A 16,803-nucleotide genomic window follows, 5' to 3' on the forward strand; every position below is an offset into this window, starting at 1 on the left:
ATCTGCCCTCCACTCGCAATCTGCGAACCACCGCACACCCCTCCTGACGGGCCTGCGCAACTCTGTGCCTGCGCGAACACCCCGCTGAGGATTCGGATCCGTCGTGGACGGAACCACCTGCGGTTATGACTTTCCACATCTGAAAGGGAGAACTCGTGGAGTCCATCTCCGAGATCCAGACCGGCGACGACGTCGCCACCGGCGGCGCTGCCGCCGACGAGACCACCACGGCCGCCGCGCAGGACGCGACGACGGATGCCGCTGCGGACACCGCCGACTCGACTGCCGTCGAAGCCGCGCCCGCCGCAGACGAGGCGACCGAGCCGTCCACCGACGAGGCCGCCGCGCCCGCCGAGGAGCCCGTGCAGGCGAAGCGTCCCGCACGGAGGACCTCCGCGAAGAAGGCCGCTGCTGCAGCCGAGCCCGTCGCAGACGAGGCCGTCGCAGACGGGACCGTCGCCCAGGACGCTGCACCCGCAGTCGAGGCATCCGCTGACGAGAAGCCGGCCGACGACAAGCCGGCGAAGGCGCCGCGCAAGCGTGCGCCGCGTCGTGCCAAGAGCGGTGACGCTCCTGCCGCCGAGGCAGCGCCTGCCGCCGACGCCGCTGCTGCCGCCGACGCCGCTCCGGCAGCCGCTGACGCCACGCCGGCGGACGCTCCGGTGACCGAGGCCAGCGCCGCCCCGGCCGCAGCCGAGGCACCCGCCGAGCAGGCATCCGACGACGCGAACGCGTCCGCATCGAGCGACGCGAACACCGCGGCATCCGGAGACGACTCCGAGGGCTCCAGCGAGGGGACCGGCCGCAGCCGGTCGCGCAGCCGCAGCCGCAGCCGCAACCGCAACAAGGGCGAGAACGGCCAGAACGGCAACCAGGGCGGCAACGGCCAGGGCGGCAACGCTCAGAACGGCAACGCTCAGAACGCGCCCGCCGACAAGCCCGCCGCCGAGTCGGTCTCCGACGACGAGCAGGGCCAGGGCCGCGGCCGCCAGCGCAACAAGCGCCGCGGGCAGTCCACGGGCGACGAGTTCGACACCGAGATCGGCGAGGACGACGTCCTCATCCCGATCGCCGGCATCCTCGACGTCCTCGACAACTACGCCTTCGTCCGCACCACGGGTTACCTGCCCGGGCAGAGCGACGTCTACGTCTCGCTCGGCCAGGTCAAGAAGTACAACCTGCGCAAGGGCGACGCGGTCGTCGGCGCGATCAAGCAGCCCCGCGAGGGCGAGCAGTCGAGCCGCCAGAAGTACAACGCGCTCGTCAAGGTCGACGCCGTCAACGGCCTGTCGGTCGAGGACGCCGCCACGCGTGTCGAGTTCGGCAAGCTGACCCCGCTCTACCCGCAGGAGCGCCTGCGCCTCGAGACCGCGCCCGAGAAGCTGACGCAGCGCATCATCGACCTCGTCGCTCCCATCGGCAAGGGCCAGCGCGGCCTCATCGTCGCGCCTCCCAAGGCCGGTAAGACGATCGTCCTGCAGCAGATCGCCAACGCGATCGCGACGAACAACCCCGAGGTCCACCTCATGGTCGTCCTCGTCGACGAGCGTCCCGAAGAGGTCACCGACATGCAGCGGACGGTCAAGGGCGAGGTCATCGCCTCGACCTTCGACCGCCCCGCCGAGGACCACACGACGGTCGCCGAGCTCGCCATCGAGCGTGCGAAGCGTCTCGTCGAGCTCGGTCGCGACGTCGTCGTCCTCCTCGACTCGATCACGCGCCTCGGCCGCGCCTACAACATCTCGGCGCCCACCTCGGGCCGCGTGCTCACCGGTGGTGTCGACGCCTCGGCGCTCTACCCGCCCAAGCGCTTCTTCGGCGCGGCGCGCAACATCGAGAACGGCGGATCGCTCACGATCCTCGCCACGGCTCTCGTCGAGACCGGCTCCAAGATGGACGACGTCATCTTCGAGGAGTTCAAGGGCACCGGCAACAGCGAGCTGCGCCTGTCGCGTCAGCTCGCCGACAAGCGGATCTTCCCCGCCGTCGACGTCAACGCGTCGAGCACCCGTCGCGAGGAGATGCTCCTCTCGGCCGACGAGGTCAAGATCACGTGGAAGCTGCGTCGCGCCCTCGCCGGCCTCGACCAGCAGCAGGCCCTCGAGGTCGTCCTCGGCAAGCTGAAGGAGACGACGTCGAACGTCGAGTTCCTCGTGCAGATGCAGAAGTCGATGCCGGCCCCCGCCGCCGGCGGCCACGCGCACGAGAACAGCATCCGCTGAGCCTCGAGCCGTGTTCGAATCCGTCCAGACGCTGATCGACGAGCACCGCGCGGTCCAGGAGGAACTCTCCGACCCCGCGGTGCACGCCGACGCGTCGCGCGCGAAGCGCGTCAACCGGCGGTACGCGGAGCTCTCCCGCATCGTCGCCGCGTACGACGCGTGGCACGGTGCGGAGGAGGACCTCGCCGCCGCGCGGGAGCTGGCCAAGGAGGACGACGCGTTCGCCGAGGAAGTCCCGGCGCTCGAGCAGCGCCTGGCCGAGACGCAGGAGAAGCTCCGGCGCCTGCTGATCCCGCGCGACCCCGACGACGCCCGCGACGTGATCCTCGAGATCAAGGCGGGCGAGGGCGGCGCCGAGTCGGCGCTGTTCGCGGCGGACCTCCTTCGCATGTACCTGCAGTACGCGGCATCCCGCGGCTGGAAGACCGAGCTCCTCGAACGCAACGAATCGGACCTCGGCGGGTACAAAGACGTCCAGATCGCGATCAAGGGCTCGTCCAGCGACCCGGCGCAGGGCGTCTGGGCGCACCTGAAGTACGAGGGCGGCGTGCACCGCGTGCAACGCGTGCCCGCGACCGAGTCGCAGGGGCGCATCCACACCTCGACGACCGGCGTTCTCGTGTTCCCCGAGGTCGACGAGCCCGAAGAGGTCCAGATCGATCCGAACGACCTCAAGATCGACGTCTTCCGCTCGTCCGGACCGGGCGGGCAGTCGGTCAACACGACGGACTCCGCCGTCCGCATCACGCACGTGCCGACCGGCATCGTCGTCTCGATGCAGAACGAGAAGAGCCAGCTGCAGAACCGCGAAGCCGGTATGCGCGTCCTCCGCGCACGCCTGCTCGCCAAGCAGCAGGAGGAGCGGGATGCCGCGGCCTCCGACGCGCGCAGGTCGCAGATCCGCGGCATGGATCGCTCCGAGCGGATCCGCACCTACAACTTCCCCGAGAACCGCATCGCGGATCACCGCACCGGGTACAAGGCCTACAACCTCGACCAGGTGATGGACGGCGCGCTCGGCCCCCTCATCGATTCCGCGATCGCCGCGGACGAAGAGGCGCAGCTGGCCGCGGTCGGCTCGGAGGCCTGAGCCGGGTCAGATGTGGTACTCGGGCGCCATGAGGATCGCCCGGGTGTCCTCGTTCGCCGTGCGCCGACGCGCGCGTGCCGGTACGCCCACCAGGACGGAGTCCGCGGGGGCATCCTTCGTCACGACGGCGTTCGCCCCGATCACCGAGTGCGCCCCGATCACGATCGGCCCGAGGATCTTCGCGCCCGCGCCGACGGCGACGCCGTCCTCGAGGGTGGGATGCCGCTTGCCGCCGTCCCGGGTCCGGCCGCCCAGCGTCACCCCGTGGTAGAGCATGACGTCGTCCCCGACTTCGGCGGTCTCGCCGATGACGACTCCCATGCCGTGATCGATGAAGAACCGTCGCCCGATGGTTGCCCCCGGGTGGATCTCGATCCCGGTCAGCCAGCGGGACACCTGCGAGAGTGCGCGCGCCGGGAACCGCCTGCCGCGCCGCCACAGCGCGTGCGCGACCCGGTGACTCCACACGGCGTGGAGTCCCGGGTAGAGCAGCGCGATCTCGGCGCCGCCGCGGGCCGCGGGGTCGCGCAGCTTCGCGGAGGCCACGTCCTCACGGACGGACCGCGCCGCGGCGGCGACGCTGCGGACGAACGAGGGGGCGGTGCGGGGCACGGCAGACCTTCCGGGTGTCGGCGTGCGGGTCAGTCGCGGAACTCCTCGAAGAGCGCGGTCGACAGGTACCGCTCGCCGAACGAGGGGATGATGACGACGATGTTCTTGCCCTCGGCCTCCGGGCGGGCCGCGACCTGAAGCGCGGCCCAGATGGCGGCACCGGACGAGATGCCGACGAGGATGCCTTCGGTCGTCGCGACCTTCTTCGCGGTCTCGATCGCGTCGTCGAAGGTGACGTCCTGGACCTCGTCGATTACGCCCTGGTCGAGGATCGGGGGGATGAAGTTCGGGCCGATGCCCTGGATCTTGTGGGGACCGGGCTTGCCCTCGGTCAGCAGCGGCGAGTCCTTGGGCTCGACGGCGACGACCTTCGCGGACGGCACCCGCTCCTTGAGCACCTGACCGACACCGGTGATGGTGCCGCCCGTGCCGATGCCGGCGACGAAGTAGTCGACGGCGCCGTCGGTGTCGCGGAGGATCTCCTCGGCGGTGGTCTTCCGGTGGATCTCGACGTTGGCCTGGTTGGCGAACTGCTTGGCGAGCACGGCGCCCGGGGTCTCGGCGGCGATGCGCTCGGCTTCGCCGACCGCGCCCTTCATGCCGAGGGAGGGGTCGGTGAGAACGAGCTCGGCGCCGTAGGCGCGCAGCAGCATCCGGCGCTCGACCGACATCGACGAGGGCATCGTCAGGATGACCTTGTACCCACGGGCTGCGCCGACCATCGCCAGGGCGATGCCGGTGTTACCGCTCGTGCCCTCGACGATCGTGCCGCCGGGCTTCAGCTCGCCCGAGGCTTCGGCGGCGTCGACGATGGCGATGCCGAGGCGGTCCTTGACCGAGGATGCCGGGTTGTAGAACTCGAGCTTGGCCAGGATGGTCCCGGGCAGGCCCTCCGATACGCGGTTCAGTCGGACCAGGGGAGTGTTGCCGAATGCGCTGGTGATGTCGGAGTGGATGCCGGTCATGGGATGCCTTCCGTGCGGATGGAGATCGGGGTCGCGGTTCAGGTGCCCGCGATGCGTCCCCCAGCCTAAGGCGCGCCTGCGGCCGGTGGCCCTGTGTGACGATGCGGCGCGCGGTATCCTGGGCTTTCCCATGTCGACTTCACGGATCTCCGACGCGCCCGCCGGCAGCGACCTCGCACCCCTCGTCCGCACCGCGGCGGCGCGCCTCGCCGCCGCCGGCGTCCCGTCGGCCGATGTGGACGCCGAGCTCCTCGCCGCTCATGTCCTCGGGCTCGGCCGTGGCGAGCTGGCTGCCGCGATGATGCGGGGCGATCGGATGCCGGAGCTCGAGGCGACGCGTTTCGCCGAGTTCGTCGAACGCCGCGCGGCGCGCGAACCCCTTCAGCACCTCACCGGCCGGGCGCCGTTCCGGCACATGGAGCTGCGGGTCGGTCCCGGCGTGTTCGTCCCGCGTCCCGAGACCGAGATGGTCGCCCAGCTCGCGATCGACGCGCTCCGCGAGGCTCCCGGCCCGGAGCCCGTCGCGGTCGACCTGGGGACGGGAAGCGGAGCCCTCGCCCTGGCCTTGGCCACCGAGGTGCCGCACGCGCGCGTGCACGCCGCCGAGAACTCGGTCGAGGCGTTCATCTGGGCCAAGGAGAACTTCGCGGAGCAGGCACCGCACGCCCGGCTCGCCTTCATCGACCTCGCCGACGCCTTCCCCGAGCTCGACGGCACCGTCTCGGTCGTCGTCTCGAATCCTCCGTACGTTCCCGACGACGCCGTCCCGCGCGACCCCGAGGTCCGCTTCTGGGATCCGCCCGCGGCCCTCTACGGCGGCGCCGACGGTCTGGACGTCGTCCGCGTCCTCTCGGGCGTCGCGTTGCGCCTGCTGCACCCCGGCGGCACCCTCGTGATCGAGCACGGCGAGTGGCAGGGGCCCGGCATCCGCGAGATCCTGACCGCCGACGGGTGGCGCGGCGCCGCCACCCACCCCGACCTCACCCTGCGCGACCGCGCGACGACCGCCCTCCGCCCCTGACCTCGACCACGTCCCTCTGACGCCCTCCTCCCGTGTTCTCGCAGGTGCAGGAAGGGCGCGCCTCGTAGAATGCTGCGGATATGTCTCCCGTTCTCGACTGCCGTGACGCCGACCAGCTGCTGCCCGCTCTCCGCCAGGCACGGCAAGCGATCGGCCGCGGCGAACTCATCGTGATGCCGACCGACACCGTCTACGGTGTGGCCGCGGACGCTTTCAACGCGTCGGCGGTGGCTCGCCTTCTCGCCGCGAAGGGTCGCGGGCGGCAGTCGCCGCCCCCCGTCCTCGTCTCGGGACCCGACACGATGCGCGCCCTCGTGGCCGAGGTCCCCGAACCCGTCGAGCGTCTCGTCGAGCGTTTCTGGCCGGGCGGGCTCACGATCGTGCTCCCGGCTCAGCCGTCGCTCCGGTGGGACCTGGGCGAGACGCGCGGCACCGTCGCGGTGCGCATGCCGAACGACCGTTTCGCCCTCGAGCTCCTCGAGGAGACCGGCCCGCTCGCGGTGTCGAGCGCGAACCTGACGGGCAAGCCCGCCGCGCTCGGGATCGACTCGGCCGTGCAGATGCTCCGCGACAGCGTCTCGGTGTACCTCGACGGCGGCCTCGTCGAGACCGGCGTCGCCTCGACGATCATCGATGCGACCGGCCTCGTCGGTCGCGACCGACGCTCGGTGACGGTCCTCCGCGACGGCGCCGTCTCGCGCCAGGACCTCCGCGACGTCCTCGGCGACCTCCTCGAGCCCGATCCGATCGACCCCGAAGAATCCGACGCCGCGTGAGGGACTACCTGCTCGCGTTCGTCATCACCGGCGCCCTCACCTTCGTCTTCTCGTGGGTCGTGTGGCGCGTGGCGATGAGATTCGGGCTCCACCCGGCGATCCGCGAGCGGGACGTGCACAAGACCCCCACGCCGCGGCTGGGAGGCGTGGCGATGTTCATCGGGATGCTCGGCTTCTTCGTCCTGTCCTCGCAGCTCCCCGCCTTCGCGATCGTCTGGCAGGAGCCGTCGATGGTGTGGTCGCTCCTCGGGGCCGCCGCGCTCATGGTCGTGGTGGGTGTCGCCGACGACCTCTGGGACCTCGACTGGATGATCAAGCTCGGCGCCCAGTTCGTCGCCGCCTGGATCGTCGTGTTCCTCGGCGGCATCCAGATCTTCTATCTGCCCTTCGGCCAGCAGGTCGTCGTGTCGAGCTGGGTGAGCATCAGCCTGTCGATCCTCCTGATCGTGATCGTCATGAACGCGGTCAACTTCATCGACGGTCTCGACGGCCTCGTCGCCGGTGTCTGCCTCATCGCCAACGCGGTGTTCTTCGCCTACTCCGCCATGCTCGTGCGCGATTTCGACAACAGCGAGCAGAGCAACACGGGTGTGTTCATCGCCATCGTGCTGCTCGGCATGTGCGCGGGCTTCCTGCCGTTCAACTGGAATCCGGCGCGGATGTTCATGGGGGATGCCGGTGCGCTCCTGCTCGGGCTCATGATGGCGTCGTCCGCGATCGTCGTGACGGGCAATCTGCCGCCGAACCTGCTGAGCGACAACGACCTCTTCGGCCGCTCGCAGCTGCTCGGTGCTTTCATCCCCGTCATCCTCCCCGTGGTCATCGTGCTGCTCCCGCTCGTCGACTTCGGTCTCGCCGTCGTCCGCCGCATGGCGCAGGGCAAGTCCCCGTTCTCGCCCGACCGCAAGCACCTCCATCACCGGATGCTCGACATGGGGCACACCGACCGCAACGCCGTCTTCGTGTTCTACGCATGGACCGCGGTCGTCTCCCTCTCCGTCCTCCTGATGTACATCGGCACGACGAAGGGGTGGCCGGGGCGGTACTGGCCCGGTGTCGCGTTCCTGATCATCGGATGCGTCGCGTGCGTCCTCGTCACCCTTCCCCCCGCGCGCCCTGCCCGTCCGGTCGCGCCCGAGCGAAAGGCCCTCTCATGAGCGCCCTGTCCTCCACCCGCATGCTCCGCACCGCTCTGGTGTGGTCGGGCATCGTCACCCTGGTCCTCGCCGTCGTCGGGGGAGTCGTGGGTCTGCTCGTGGCCGGCGTCTCGGGACTGTCGAGCGCGCTCGTGGCGGTCCTCATGGCGGCCGTGTTCCTCGCCTTCACGATCGTCTCGATCCTCATCGCCAACCGCTTCTACGGCGACCCGCTGTTCGTCCCGATCTTCTTCGGGTCGGTCATGGGCGGATGGATCCTGAAGTTCGTCGTCTTCCTCGTGGTGCTCTTCGTCCTCCGCGACCAGCCCTGGCTCACGCCGATGGTGTTCCTCATCTCCCTGATCGTGAGCATCATCGCCTCGCTCGTCGTCGACGTCGTCGTCATGATGCGCATGCGGATGCCGGCAGTCAGTGACACGACGCTGCCCACCGCCGCAGAGGTCGAGGCCGCAGAGGTGGAGGCGGGGGAGCGTCGGCACGGGGACACCAGCACCCCAGAGGCCTGATAGGCTGTTTCCGAGCCCGCCTGAACCCCGACGGGAACGCCTGCGGAGTCAGCTCACCGACCATCGTCGCCCGATCGATAGATCGACGCCCCGAAGCTGGAGCCAGCGCTGTTTACTCAAGCTGCGACCCTGATCGCTACTGCCGCCGAAGACGCCCCTGACGAGTTCCATGGACCGTCGATCTCGGAGTTCTTCCCCGATGCGGTCTTCTCGATCGGCCCCCTCGTCGTCAACCGGATCCACCTCATCCAGATCCTCGCGACGATCGCCATCGTCCTGATCTTCTGGCTCGGCACCCGCCGCATGACGGTCGTCCCCGGCCGCTTCCAGAGCGTCGTCGAGATGGGCCTGGACTTCGTCCGGGTCAACATCGCCGAAGACCTGCTCGGCAAGAAGGACGGACGCCGGTTCCTGCCGATCCTCACCACGATCTTCTTCATGGTGCTGTTCATGAACATCACGGGTGTCATCCCGTTCCTGAACATCGCAGGCTCGTCGATCGTCGCAGTGCCCCTCCTCCTCGCGCTCGTCGCGTACGTGACCTTCATCTACGCCGGTATCAAGGCGAGCCCCGGGAACTTCTTCCGCAACTCGCTGATGCCTCCCGGGCTGCCCTGGTTCCTCTACATCCTGATCATCCCGCTCGAGTTCCTCTCGACGTTCATCATCCGGCCCGTCACGCTGACGCTCCGACTGCTGATGAACATGATCGTCGGGCACCTCATGCTCGTCCTGTTCTTCGCAGCGACGCAGTTCTTCCTCATCACCCTGGGCGGCTGGTTCTCGGCGCTCGCGGCCGGAACGCTCGCGTTCGGGTTCGCCTTCACGATCTTCGAGATCTTCGTCGCCTTCCTCCAGGCATACGTCTTCGCCATCCTCACCGCGGTCTACATCCAGCTCGCGGTGGCAGAAGAGCACTAAGCGGTCCGGCGCACGCCGAGCCATCCAACCGAAAGGAAACACCTCCGTGGACGCAACTACGGTTCTCGCCGCCCTCGAGGGCAACGTCGCGACGATGGGTTACGGCCTCGCCGCCATCGGCCCCGCCATCGGTGTGGGCATCGTCGTCGGCAAGACGATCGAGGGCGTGGCCCGTCAGCCCGAGCTGGCCGGTCGCCTGCAGGTCCTGATGTTCATCGGTATCGCCTTCACCGAGGCGCTCGCCTTCATCGGCATCGCGACCTACTTCATCTTCCAGTAAACCGCGACTCAGATCACTAAGGAGACAGGATGCTGAACGCTCTTGTCGCGTACGCAGCCGAAGAGGGCGGGTCTCACAACCCGCTGATCCCGGCTTGGTACGACATCATCTGGTCCGGGGTCTGCTTCGTCGTGATCCTGTTCGTCTTCTGGCGGGTCGCCCTCCCGAAGATGCAGGTCCTGCTCGACCAGCGCGCCGCTGCCATCGAGGGCAACATCGCGAAGGCCGACGAGGCTCAGCGCAAGGCGGAAGCCGCCCTCGAGGAGTACACGGCCCAGCTGGCCGAGGCTCGCAAGGAGGCCGGCGAGATCCGCGAGACCGCCCGCGAGGACGGTAAGAAGATCGTCGCCGAGGCCAAGGACAACGCGTCGGTCGAGGCCGCACGCCTGACCTCCGCCGCGCACCACCAGATCGAGGCCGAGCGCCAGACCGCGCTCGTCTCGCTGCGGAGCGAAGTGGGCACCCTCGCCCTCGACCTCGCCGGTGGTGTCATCGGCGAGACGCTGTCCGACGACGCCAAGGCCAAGGCCGTGGTCGACCGCTTCCTGGCCGACCTCGAATCCTCCGAGAAGGCAGCGAAGTAATGGGCAGCGCGACCACTCAAGCCCTCGCGGCGACGACGTCGGCCCTCACGGCCGCGCCGGGCGTCGACCTCGGTGTCGCCCGCGAGCTCTTCGCCGCGGTGCGCACCCTGGCCGGCTCGTCGCAGCTGAGCGGCGCGCTCTCGGATGCCTCGGTGCCCGCCGAAGCTCGACGTGCGCTCGTCTCGCGCGTCTTCGGCGGGTACTCGGCTGCGACCGGGTCGGTCCTCGACGCGGCCGTCGCCGAGCGCTGGTCGTCGTCGGCGGACCTGATCTCGGGGATCGAGGAGGCCGGCGTCCGCGCCGCCGCCATGGCCGAGCCGCAGGTCGACGTCGAGGCCGAGCTCTTCTCCGTGGCGCGTACGATCGCCGCCAACCCCGAGCTCGAGCTCGCGCTGGGCAGCCGGCTCGGTGACGCATCCGCCAAGGGCGCGCTCATCGAGACCCTGCTGAACGGCCGCGCCGCCGCATCGACGGTTGCGATCGTGTCGTCTCTCGTCCAGGTACCGCGGGAACGACGGGTCCGCTCGATGCTCAGCCGTGCGCTGCGTGTCGTCGCCGACCAGCGCGGACGCGCCGTCGCCACCGTCTTCGCGGCCGCGGAGCTCACCGACGAGCAGACGTCCCGCCTCCAGCGCACCCTCGCGGTGCGCTACGGCACCGAGGTCTCGCTGAACGTCGTCCTCGACCCCACGGTCGTCGGCGGTGTCCGCATCGAGATCGGCGACGACGTGATCGACTCCACCGTCTCGTCCCGACTGGGCGACCTCCGCCAGCGTCTGGCGGGCTGACTCTTCCCGCTCCACCGAGGAGCGGACCCGGCAGGCCAGGTGCCCGCCACAAGACCTCACTAAGAAGGAAGACCATGGCAGAACTGTCCATCAGCCCCGACGTCATCCGTGACGCGCTGAAAGACTTCGTCGCCGCCTACGAGCCCACCGGGGCAGCGGCGACCGAGGTCGGCACCGTCGTCGACGCCGCGGACGGCATCGCCCACGTCGAGGGCCTGCCCGGCGTGATGGCGAACGAGCTCGTGCGCTTCGAGAACGGCGTCGAGGGCCTCGCGCAGAACCTCGACGAGCACGAGATCGGTGTCGTCGTCCTCGGTGACTTCTCGGGCATCGAAGCCGGCCAGAAGGTCACCCGCTCCGGCGAGGTCCTCTCGGTCGGTGTCGGCGAGGGCTACCTCGGCCGCGTCGTCGACCCGCTCGGCAACCCGATCGACGGTCTCGGCGAGATCGCCACGACCGGCCGCCGCGCCCTCGAGCTGCAGGCGCCCGGCGTCATGCAGCGCAAGTCGGTCCACGAGCCGATGCAGACCGGCATCAAGGCCATCGACGCGATGATCCCCGTCGGCCGCGGTCAGCGCCAGCTGATCATCGGCGACCGCCAGACCGGCAAGACGGCCATCGCGATCGACACGATCATCAACCAGAAGGCCAACTGGGAGTCGGGCGACGTCACGAAGCAGGTCCGCTGCATCTACGTCGCGATCGGCCAGAAGGGCTCGACCATCGCTTCGGTGAAGGGCGCCCTCGAGGACGCCGGTGCCATGGAGTACACGACGATCGTCGCGGCCCCGGCATCCGACCCCGCCGGCTTCAAGTACCTCGCTCCCTACACCGGCTCGGCCATCGGTCAGCACTGGATGTACGAGGGCAAGCACGTCCTGATCATCTTCGACGACCTGTCGAAGCAGGCCGAGGCCTACCGCGCCGTGTCGCTGCTCCTGCGTCGTCCGCCGGGCCGTGAGGCGTACCCCGGTGACGTCTTCTACCTGCACTCGCGTCTGCTCGAGCGTTGCGCGAAGCTGTCCGACGAGCTCGGTGCCGGTTCGATGACGGGTCTGCCCATCATCGAGACCAAGGCCAACGACGTCTCGGCTTACATCCCGACCAACGTGATCTCGATCACCGACGGCCAGATCTTCCTGCAGTCCGACCTCTTCAACGCCAACCAGCGTCCCGCGGTCGACGTGGGTATCTCGGTCTCGCGTGTCGGTGGCGACGCCCAGGTGAAGTCGATCAAGAAGGTCTCGGGAACGCTCAAGCTCGAGCTCGCCCAGTACCGCTCGCTCGAGGCCTTCGCGATGTTCGCATCCGACCTCGACGCCGCGTCGCGTCGACAGCTGGCTCGTGGTGCACGTCTGACGGAGCTCCTGAAGCAGCCGCAGTACTCGCCGTACCCCGTCGAGGAGCAGGTCGTCTCGATCTGGGCCGGAACGAACGGCAAGCTCGACACGATCGAGGTGGAGGACGTCCTCCGTTTCGAGCGCGAACTGCTCGACCACCTGAAGCGGAACACGTCGATCCTCGACACCCTGCGCGACTCGAACGTCCTGGACGACAACACCGCCGGCGAGCTCGAGAAGGCCGTAGACGCCTTCGTCCTCGAGTTCCAGGGCGGCAAGGGTCAGGCACTCGGCACGCCGGGTCACGAAGAGGTCGCTGCTGCGGACGTCGATGACGTGAACCAGGAGAAGATCGTCAAGGGCCGCCGCGGCTGACGCCGACGGGAGACTCATAACCTATGGGCGCACAACTCAGGGTCTACAAGCAGAAGATCTCTTCTGCTCAGACGACCAAGAAGATCACGAAGGCGATGGAACTCATCGCGGCTTCGCGCATCCAGAAGGCGATGGCTCGCGTCCGCGCGTCCAACCCCTTCGCGCGGGCCGTCACGCGTGCCGTCTCCGCCGTGTCGACGCACTCCAACGTGCAGCACCCGCTGACCACCGAGCGGGAGCAGATCCGTCGTTCCGCCGTCGTCGTCTTCGGTTCCGACCGCGGCCTCGCCGGCGCGTTCAACTCGCAGGTCATCCGCGAGGCTCTGCAGCTCGGCGAGCTGCTGCGCAGCCAGAGTGTCGAGCCGGTCTACTTCCTGGTGGGCCGCAAGCCGGTCGGATTCTTCCAGTTCCGTCGCATCGCGACGGCGGGGGAGTGGATCGGTGACACCGACACCCCGGCGTTCTCGACGGCCGAGGAGATCGCGGCGGCACTGATCGCCGCGTACGAGCTCGGCGGCGGCGAGGGCGGCGTGGATGAGATCAACCTCGTCTACAACCGCTTCGTCAGCATGATGACGCAGACGCCGGAGACGGTCCGTCTGCTGCCCCTCGAGGTCGTCGAGGCGGAGGACACGGCATCGAGCCAGGTCTACCCGCTCTACGAGTTCGAACCGGATGCCGAGACGGTGCTCGACGCGCTGCTGCCGGTGTACGTGCAGAGCCGCGTGTTCAACGCGCTCCTGCAGTCGTCCGCCGCGAAGCAGGCCGCCACGCAGAAGGCGATGAAGTCCGCCAGCGACAACGCCGACAAGCTCATCACCGACTACACCCGCCTGCGCAACAACGCGCGTCAGGCGGAGATCACGCAGCAGATCGCCGAGATCGTCGGCGGCGCCGACGCGCTGGCGTCGGGCAAATAGACCACACGAAAGAAGAGAAGCCATGAGCCTCACCGCTGAGAAGACGGAGACCCCCGTCGTCGGCCGCGTCGCGCGCGTCACCGGCCCGGTCGTCGACATCGAGTTCCCGCACGACTCGATCCCCGAGATCTACAACGCTCTGAAGACCACGATCGTGATCGGCGACCAGTCGACCGAGATCACCCTCGAGGTCGCCCAGCACCTGGGCGACGACCTCGTCCGCGCCATCTCGCTGAAGCCGACCGACGGCATGGTCCGCGGCCAGGAGGTGCGCAACACCGGCGGTCCCATCACGGTCCCCGTCGGCGACGTCACCAAGGGCAAGGTCTTCAACGTCACGGGTGACGTCCTGAACGCCGCACCGGGCGAGACCATCGAGGTCACCGAGCGCTGGGGCATCCACCGCCAGGCGCCGAACTTCGACCAGCTCGAGTCCAAGACCGAGATGTTCGAGACCGGCATCAAGAGCATCGACCTGCTCACCCCGTACGTGCAGGGTGGAAAGATCGGTCTGTTCGGTGGCGCCGGTGTCGGCAAGACCGTCCTCATCCAGGAGATGATCCAGCGCGTCGCGCAGGACCACGGTGGTGTGTCGGTGTTCGCCGGTGTCGGTGAGCGCACCCGTGAGGGCAACGACCTCATCGCCGAGATGGAAGAGGCGGGTGTCTTCGACAAGACCGCCCTCGTCTTCGGCCAGATGGACGAGCCGCCGGGGACGCGCCTCCGTGTCGCCCTGTCGGCGCTGACGATGGCGGAGTACTTCCGCGATGTCCAGAAGCAGGACGTGCTCCTCTTCATCGACAACATCTTCCGCTTCACGCAGGCCGGTTCCGAGGTCTCCACGCTGCTGGGCCGCATGCCCTCCGCCGTGGGTTACCAGCCGAACCTCGCCGACGAGATGGGCGTGCTCCAGGAGCGCATCACCTCGACGCGTGGTCACTCGATCACCTCGCTGCAGGCGATCTACGTCCCCGCCGACGACTACACCGACCCGGCTCCGGCGACCACGTTCGCGCACCTCGACGCGACCACCGAGCTCTCGCGTGAGATCGCATCGAAGGGTCTGTACCCCGCGATCGACCCGCTGACCTCGACGAGCCGCATCCTCGACCCGCGCTACATCGGTGAGGATCACTACCGTGTGGCCACGTCGGTGAAGCAGATCCTTCAGAAGAACAAGGAACTGCAGGAGATCATCGCGATCCTCGGTGTCGACGAGCTCTCCGAAGAGGACAAGATCGTCGTGTCGCGCGCACGCCGCATCCAGCAGTTCCTCTCGCAGAACACCTACATGGCCAAGAAGTTCACCGGCGTCGAGGGCTCCACGGTCCCGATCAAGGAGACCATCGAGTCGTTCGACGCGATCGTCAAGGGTGACTTCGACCACGTGGCCGAGCAGGCCTTCTTCAACGTCGGTGGCATCGGCGACGTCGAAGAGAAGTGGGCTCAGATCCAGAAGGAGAACGGCTGACATGGCGCTGACCGTCACCCTCGTCTCCGCTGAGGCGGAGGTCTGGCACGGCGAGGCGAGCCTCGTCGTGGCCAAGACGGTCGAGGGCGAGATCGGCTTCATGGCCGGTCACGAGCCCGTGCTCGCGATCCTCGCCGAAGGACAGGTCCGCGTCACGCAGTCGAACGGCGAGAAGATCGTCGCGACGGCGGAGGACGGTTTCCTCTCGATGGAGAACGACGAGCTCACCATCGTGGCCGGGAACGCAGCCCTGCAGTCCTGACACCCCTTTCACGCAGCGCCGCCCGGTTCGCCGGGCGGCGCTGCGCTTTTCCCTGGAGGTCGCGTCGTGCTGATCCTGCTCCCGCCGTCCGAGACGAAGCGCCCCGGCGGCGACGGACCGCCGTGGCATGCGGACGCTCTCTCGTTCCCGGGCCTCCGCGCCGAACGCGATCGGGTGGTCGATGCGCTCGTCGCGCTGAGTGACGACGAGGACACCGCGGCCCGGGTGCTCAAGTTGTCCGCCCGGCAGCGGGGGGAGATCGCCGTGAACGCCGCGCTCCGGACCTCGCCCACGGTCCCCGCCGCGGACCGGTACACCGGCGTGCTGTTCGACGCCCTCGACGCGTCGACCCTGGATGATGCGGCCCGGGAGTGGCTGCGGAGCCGTGTCGCGATCCACTCGGCGCCCTTCGGCGTCGTGGGGGCACTCGACCCGCTTCCCGCTTACCGGCTGGGTGCCGGCATCCGCCTCCCCGGTCTGCCGTCGATGAGGTCGGTGTGGGCGGATGCCGTCGGTGCCGCGATCGCGGCTACGGCGCCGTCGTTCGTGCTCGACCTGCGGTCGGAGGCGTACGTGACGCTGGGGCCCGTGCCGGCGGAGATCCCGCAGGCCTATGTGCGGGTCGTCTCCGAGGGGCCCGACGGCGCTGTCCGCGCGCTCAACCATTTCAACAAGCACGCGAAGGGGGAGCTGGTCCGCCGCCTCGCCTCGACCCGGCCCCACACCACGGATCCGGCCGGGCTCATGCGATGGGCGCAGGACGAGGGGATCGTCCTGCGCCCATCGGGGGCCGGAGAGCTGGAGCTCGTCGTGCCTACCGTTACGAGATGAGGCGGAGCGTGACCGGGTAGCGGTAGTTTCCGCCGGCGTTGACGCGCACCCCGCCGAGGATCGAGAACACGATGTTCACGACCCACAGGGCGACGGGGAGAAGTCCGATCAGCAGGCCGATGACCGGGATCCAGCCGAGCACGAGCGTGAGGATCCAGGCCGCGACCATCGCGATCGTGAACGTGATCTGCCAGTTGAGCGCTTCTTTGCCTTCGGCGTTCGTCCGGGGTCCCCGGTCCTTGAAGATCAGCCAGATGACGAGGGCGGGAACGAATCCGATGACGCCGCCGAAGTGCGCGAAGGATGCCCACTGCTTGTCCTGGTCGGGCGGAAGCGGACCCGAGGGCGCCGGCTGGGCGTAGGGCTGCGACGGAGGTTGCTGCCCGTAGGGCTGCTGCGGTGGCGGTGAGTAGGGCTGCTGCGGCGGTGCCGGGTGGTCGTTGGGCGCCTGCCCGGGGGGCGGCGTCGGACCGCCAGCGGGAGGAGTGGGCCCGCCGTTCTGCGGGGGATTCGGATCTGACATCGCTGTGTCCTCCTGTCGGGGTCGCCGCGGGCGCGGCGTCCGGCGCGCGTGCGCCGGTTCAGCGAAACCGTAGTGCCCTCCACCAGTGCAGGGCAACGGCTTGTGCCGCGAGATGACGGGGGTGGTGTCCACTAGAGTGTGAAGACGCTGCACCGATCA

The 16,803-nt window shown here is 68.9% G+C and carries 18 protein-coding genes; 15 read left to right on the forward strand and 3 right to left on the reverse strand.

The window, feature by feature from the left end; genetic code table 11:
* Positions 1–155: 155 nt before the first annotated feature.
* Both rho and prfA read left to right on the forward strand, forming a co-directional pair.
* The gene (gene rho, locus H286_RS0101445) at positions 156–2,222 is read left to right on the forward strand and encodes a transcription termination factor Rho (RefSeq protein WP_020096820.1); all 2,067 of its coding nucleotides are present in this window, start codon (positions 156–158) and stop codon (positions 2,220–2,222) included.
* 10 nt (positions 2,223–2,232) lie between these two features.
* Positions 2,233–3,312, forward strand: a complete 1,080-nt coding sequence (gene prfA / locus H286_RS0101450; protein WP_020096821.1) for a peptide chain release factor 1 — start codon at positions 2,233–2,235, stop codon at positions 3,310–3,312.
* A gap of 6 nt (positions 3,313–3,318) precedes the next feature.
* On the opposite strand, the gene epsC is transcribed toward prfA, so the two are convergent.
* Together epsC and cysK are read right to left on the reverse strand one after the other, a co-directional pair.
* Positions 3,319–3,924, reverse strand: a complete 606-nt coding sequence (gene epsC / locus H286_RS0101455) for a serine O-acetyltransferase EpsC (protein WP_020096822.1) — start codon at positions 3,922–3,924, stop codon at positions 3,319–3,321.
* Between the two features lie 29 nt (positions 3,925–3,953).
* Complete coding sequence (gene cysK / locus H286_RS0101460; protein WP_018188635.1) at positions 3,954–4,889, reverse strand: cysteine synthase A; 936 nt, start codon at positions 4,887–4,889, stop codon at positions 3,954–3,956.
* Between the two features lie 130 nt (positions 4,890–5,019).
* On the opposite strand from cysK, the gene prmC reads away from it, so the two are divergent.
* From prmC to H286_RS0101530, 13 genes are all read left to right on the forward strand, one after another.
* Positions 5,020–5,910, forward strand: coding sequence for a peptide chain release factor N(5)-glutamine methyltransferase (prmC, locus tag H286_RS0101465; protein WP_020096823.1), 891 nt, complete (start codon positions 5,020–5,022; stop codon positions 5,908–5,910).
* Positions 5,911–5,990: 80 nt separating this feature from the next.
* A complete protein-coding gene (locus H286_RS0101470) occupies positions 5,991–6,686 on the forward strand; it encodes an L-threonylcarbamoyladenylate synthase (RefSeq protein ID WP_020096824.1) in 696 nt (231 codons plus the stop codon).
* Complete coding sequence (locus tag H286_RS0101475) at positions 6,683–7,843, forward strand: MraY family glycosyltransferase (RefSeq protein ID WP_020096825.1); 1,161 nt, start codon at positions 6,683–6,685, stop codon at positions 7,841–7,843. Before H286_RS0101470 ends, H286_RS0101475 begins: the two co-directional genes overlap by 4 nt.
* Positions 7,840–8,349, forward strand: a complete 510-nt coding sequence (locus H286_RS0101480; protein WP_020096826.1) for a hypothetical protein — start codon at positions 7,840–7,842, stop codon at positions 8,347–8,349. Before H286_RS0101475 ends, H286_RS0101480 begins: the two co-directional genes overlap by 4 nt.
* 129 nt (positions 8,350–8,478) lie before the next feature.
* Positions 8,479–9,270 carry a F0F1 ATP synthase subunit A gene (gene atpB, locus H286_RS14375; RefSeq protein WP_223247006.1) on the forward strand — a complete coding sequence of 264 codons (792 nt, stop codon included), beginning with the start codon at positions 8,479–8,481 and terminating at the stop codon, positions 9,268–9,270.
* Between the two features lie 46 nt (positions 9,271–9,316).
* Positions 9,317–9,550 (forward strand): ATP synthase F0 subunit C, encoded by a 234-nt coding sequence (gene atpE, locus H286_RS0101495; RefSeq protein WP_018188628.1) that lies wholly within the window; start codon positions 9,317–9,319, stop codon positions 9,548–9,550.
* Between the two features lie 29 nt (positions 9,551–9,579).
* Complete coding sequence (locus tag H286_RS0101500) at positions 9,580–10,134, forward strand: F0F1 ATP synthase subunit B (protein WP_018188627.1); 555 nt, start codon at positions 9,580–9,582, stop codon at positions 10,132–10,134.
* Entirely contained in the window at positions 10,134–10,922 is a 789-nt protein-coding gene (locus H286_RS0101505; RefSeq protein WP_020096827.1) for a F0F1 ATP synthase subunit delta, read from the forward strand. Before H286_RS0101500 ends, H286_RS0101505 begins: the two co-directional genes overlap by 1 nt.
* 74 nt (positions 10,923–10,996) lie before the next feature.
* On the forward strand, positions 10,997–12,637 hold the full coding sequence (atpA, locus tag H286_RS0101510; protein WP_018188625.1) for a F0F1 ATP synthase subunit alpha: 1,641 nt from the start codon (positions 10,997–10,999) through the stop codon (positions 12,635–12,637).
* A 23-nt stretch (positions 12,638–12,660) separates the two neighbouring features.
* Positions 12,661–13,557, forward strand: coding sequence for a F0F1 ATP synthase subunit gamma (locus tag H286_RS0101515; protein WP_018188624.1), 897 nt, complete (start codon positions 12,661–12,663; stop codon positions 13,555–13,557).
* 22 nt (positions 13,558–13,579) lie between these two features.
* Entirely contained in the window at positions 13,580–15,028 is a 1,449-nt protein-coding gene (gene atpD, locus H286_RS0101520) for a F0F1 ATP synthase subunit beta (protein ID WP_018188623.1), read from the forward strand.
* 1 nt (position 15,029) lies between these two features.
* The gene (locus H286_RS0101525; protein WP_020096828.1) at positions 15,030–15,290 is read left to right on the forward strand and encodes a F0F1 ATP synthase subunit epsilon; all 261 of its coding nucleotides are present in this window, start codon (positions 15,030–15,032) and stop codon (positions 15,288–15,290) included.
* A gap of 66 nt (positions 15,291–15,356) precedes the next feature.
* Positions 15,357–16,121: a YaaA family protein gene (locus tag H286_RS0101530; protein ID WP_020096829.1), complete on the forward strand. Its 765-nt coding sequence runs from the start codon at positions 15,357–15,359 to the stop codon at positions 16,119–16,121.
* Here the strand turns inward: H286_RS0101530 and H286_RS0101535 are convergent.
* Positions 16,111–16,644 (reverse strand): DUF4870 domain-containing protein, encoded by a 534-nt coding sequence (locus H286_RS0101535; protein WP_020096830.1) that lies wholly within the window; start codon positions 16,642–16,644, stop codon positions 16,111–16,113. The two genes, H286_RS0101530 and H286_RS0101535, sit on opposite strands and share 11 nt — an antisense overlap.
* Positions 16,645–16,803: the final 159 nt, after the last annotated feature.

This window comes from Microbacterium sp. 11MF, from assembly GCF_000383475.1.
Classification (GTDB): domain Bacteria; phylum Actinomycetota; class Actinomycetes; order Actinomycetales; family Microbacteriaceae; genus Microbacterium; species Microbacterium aquilitoris.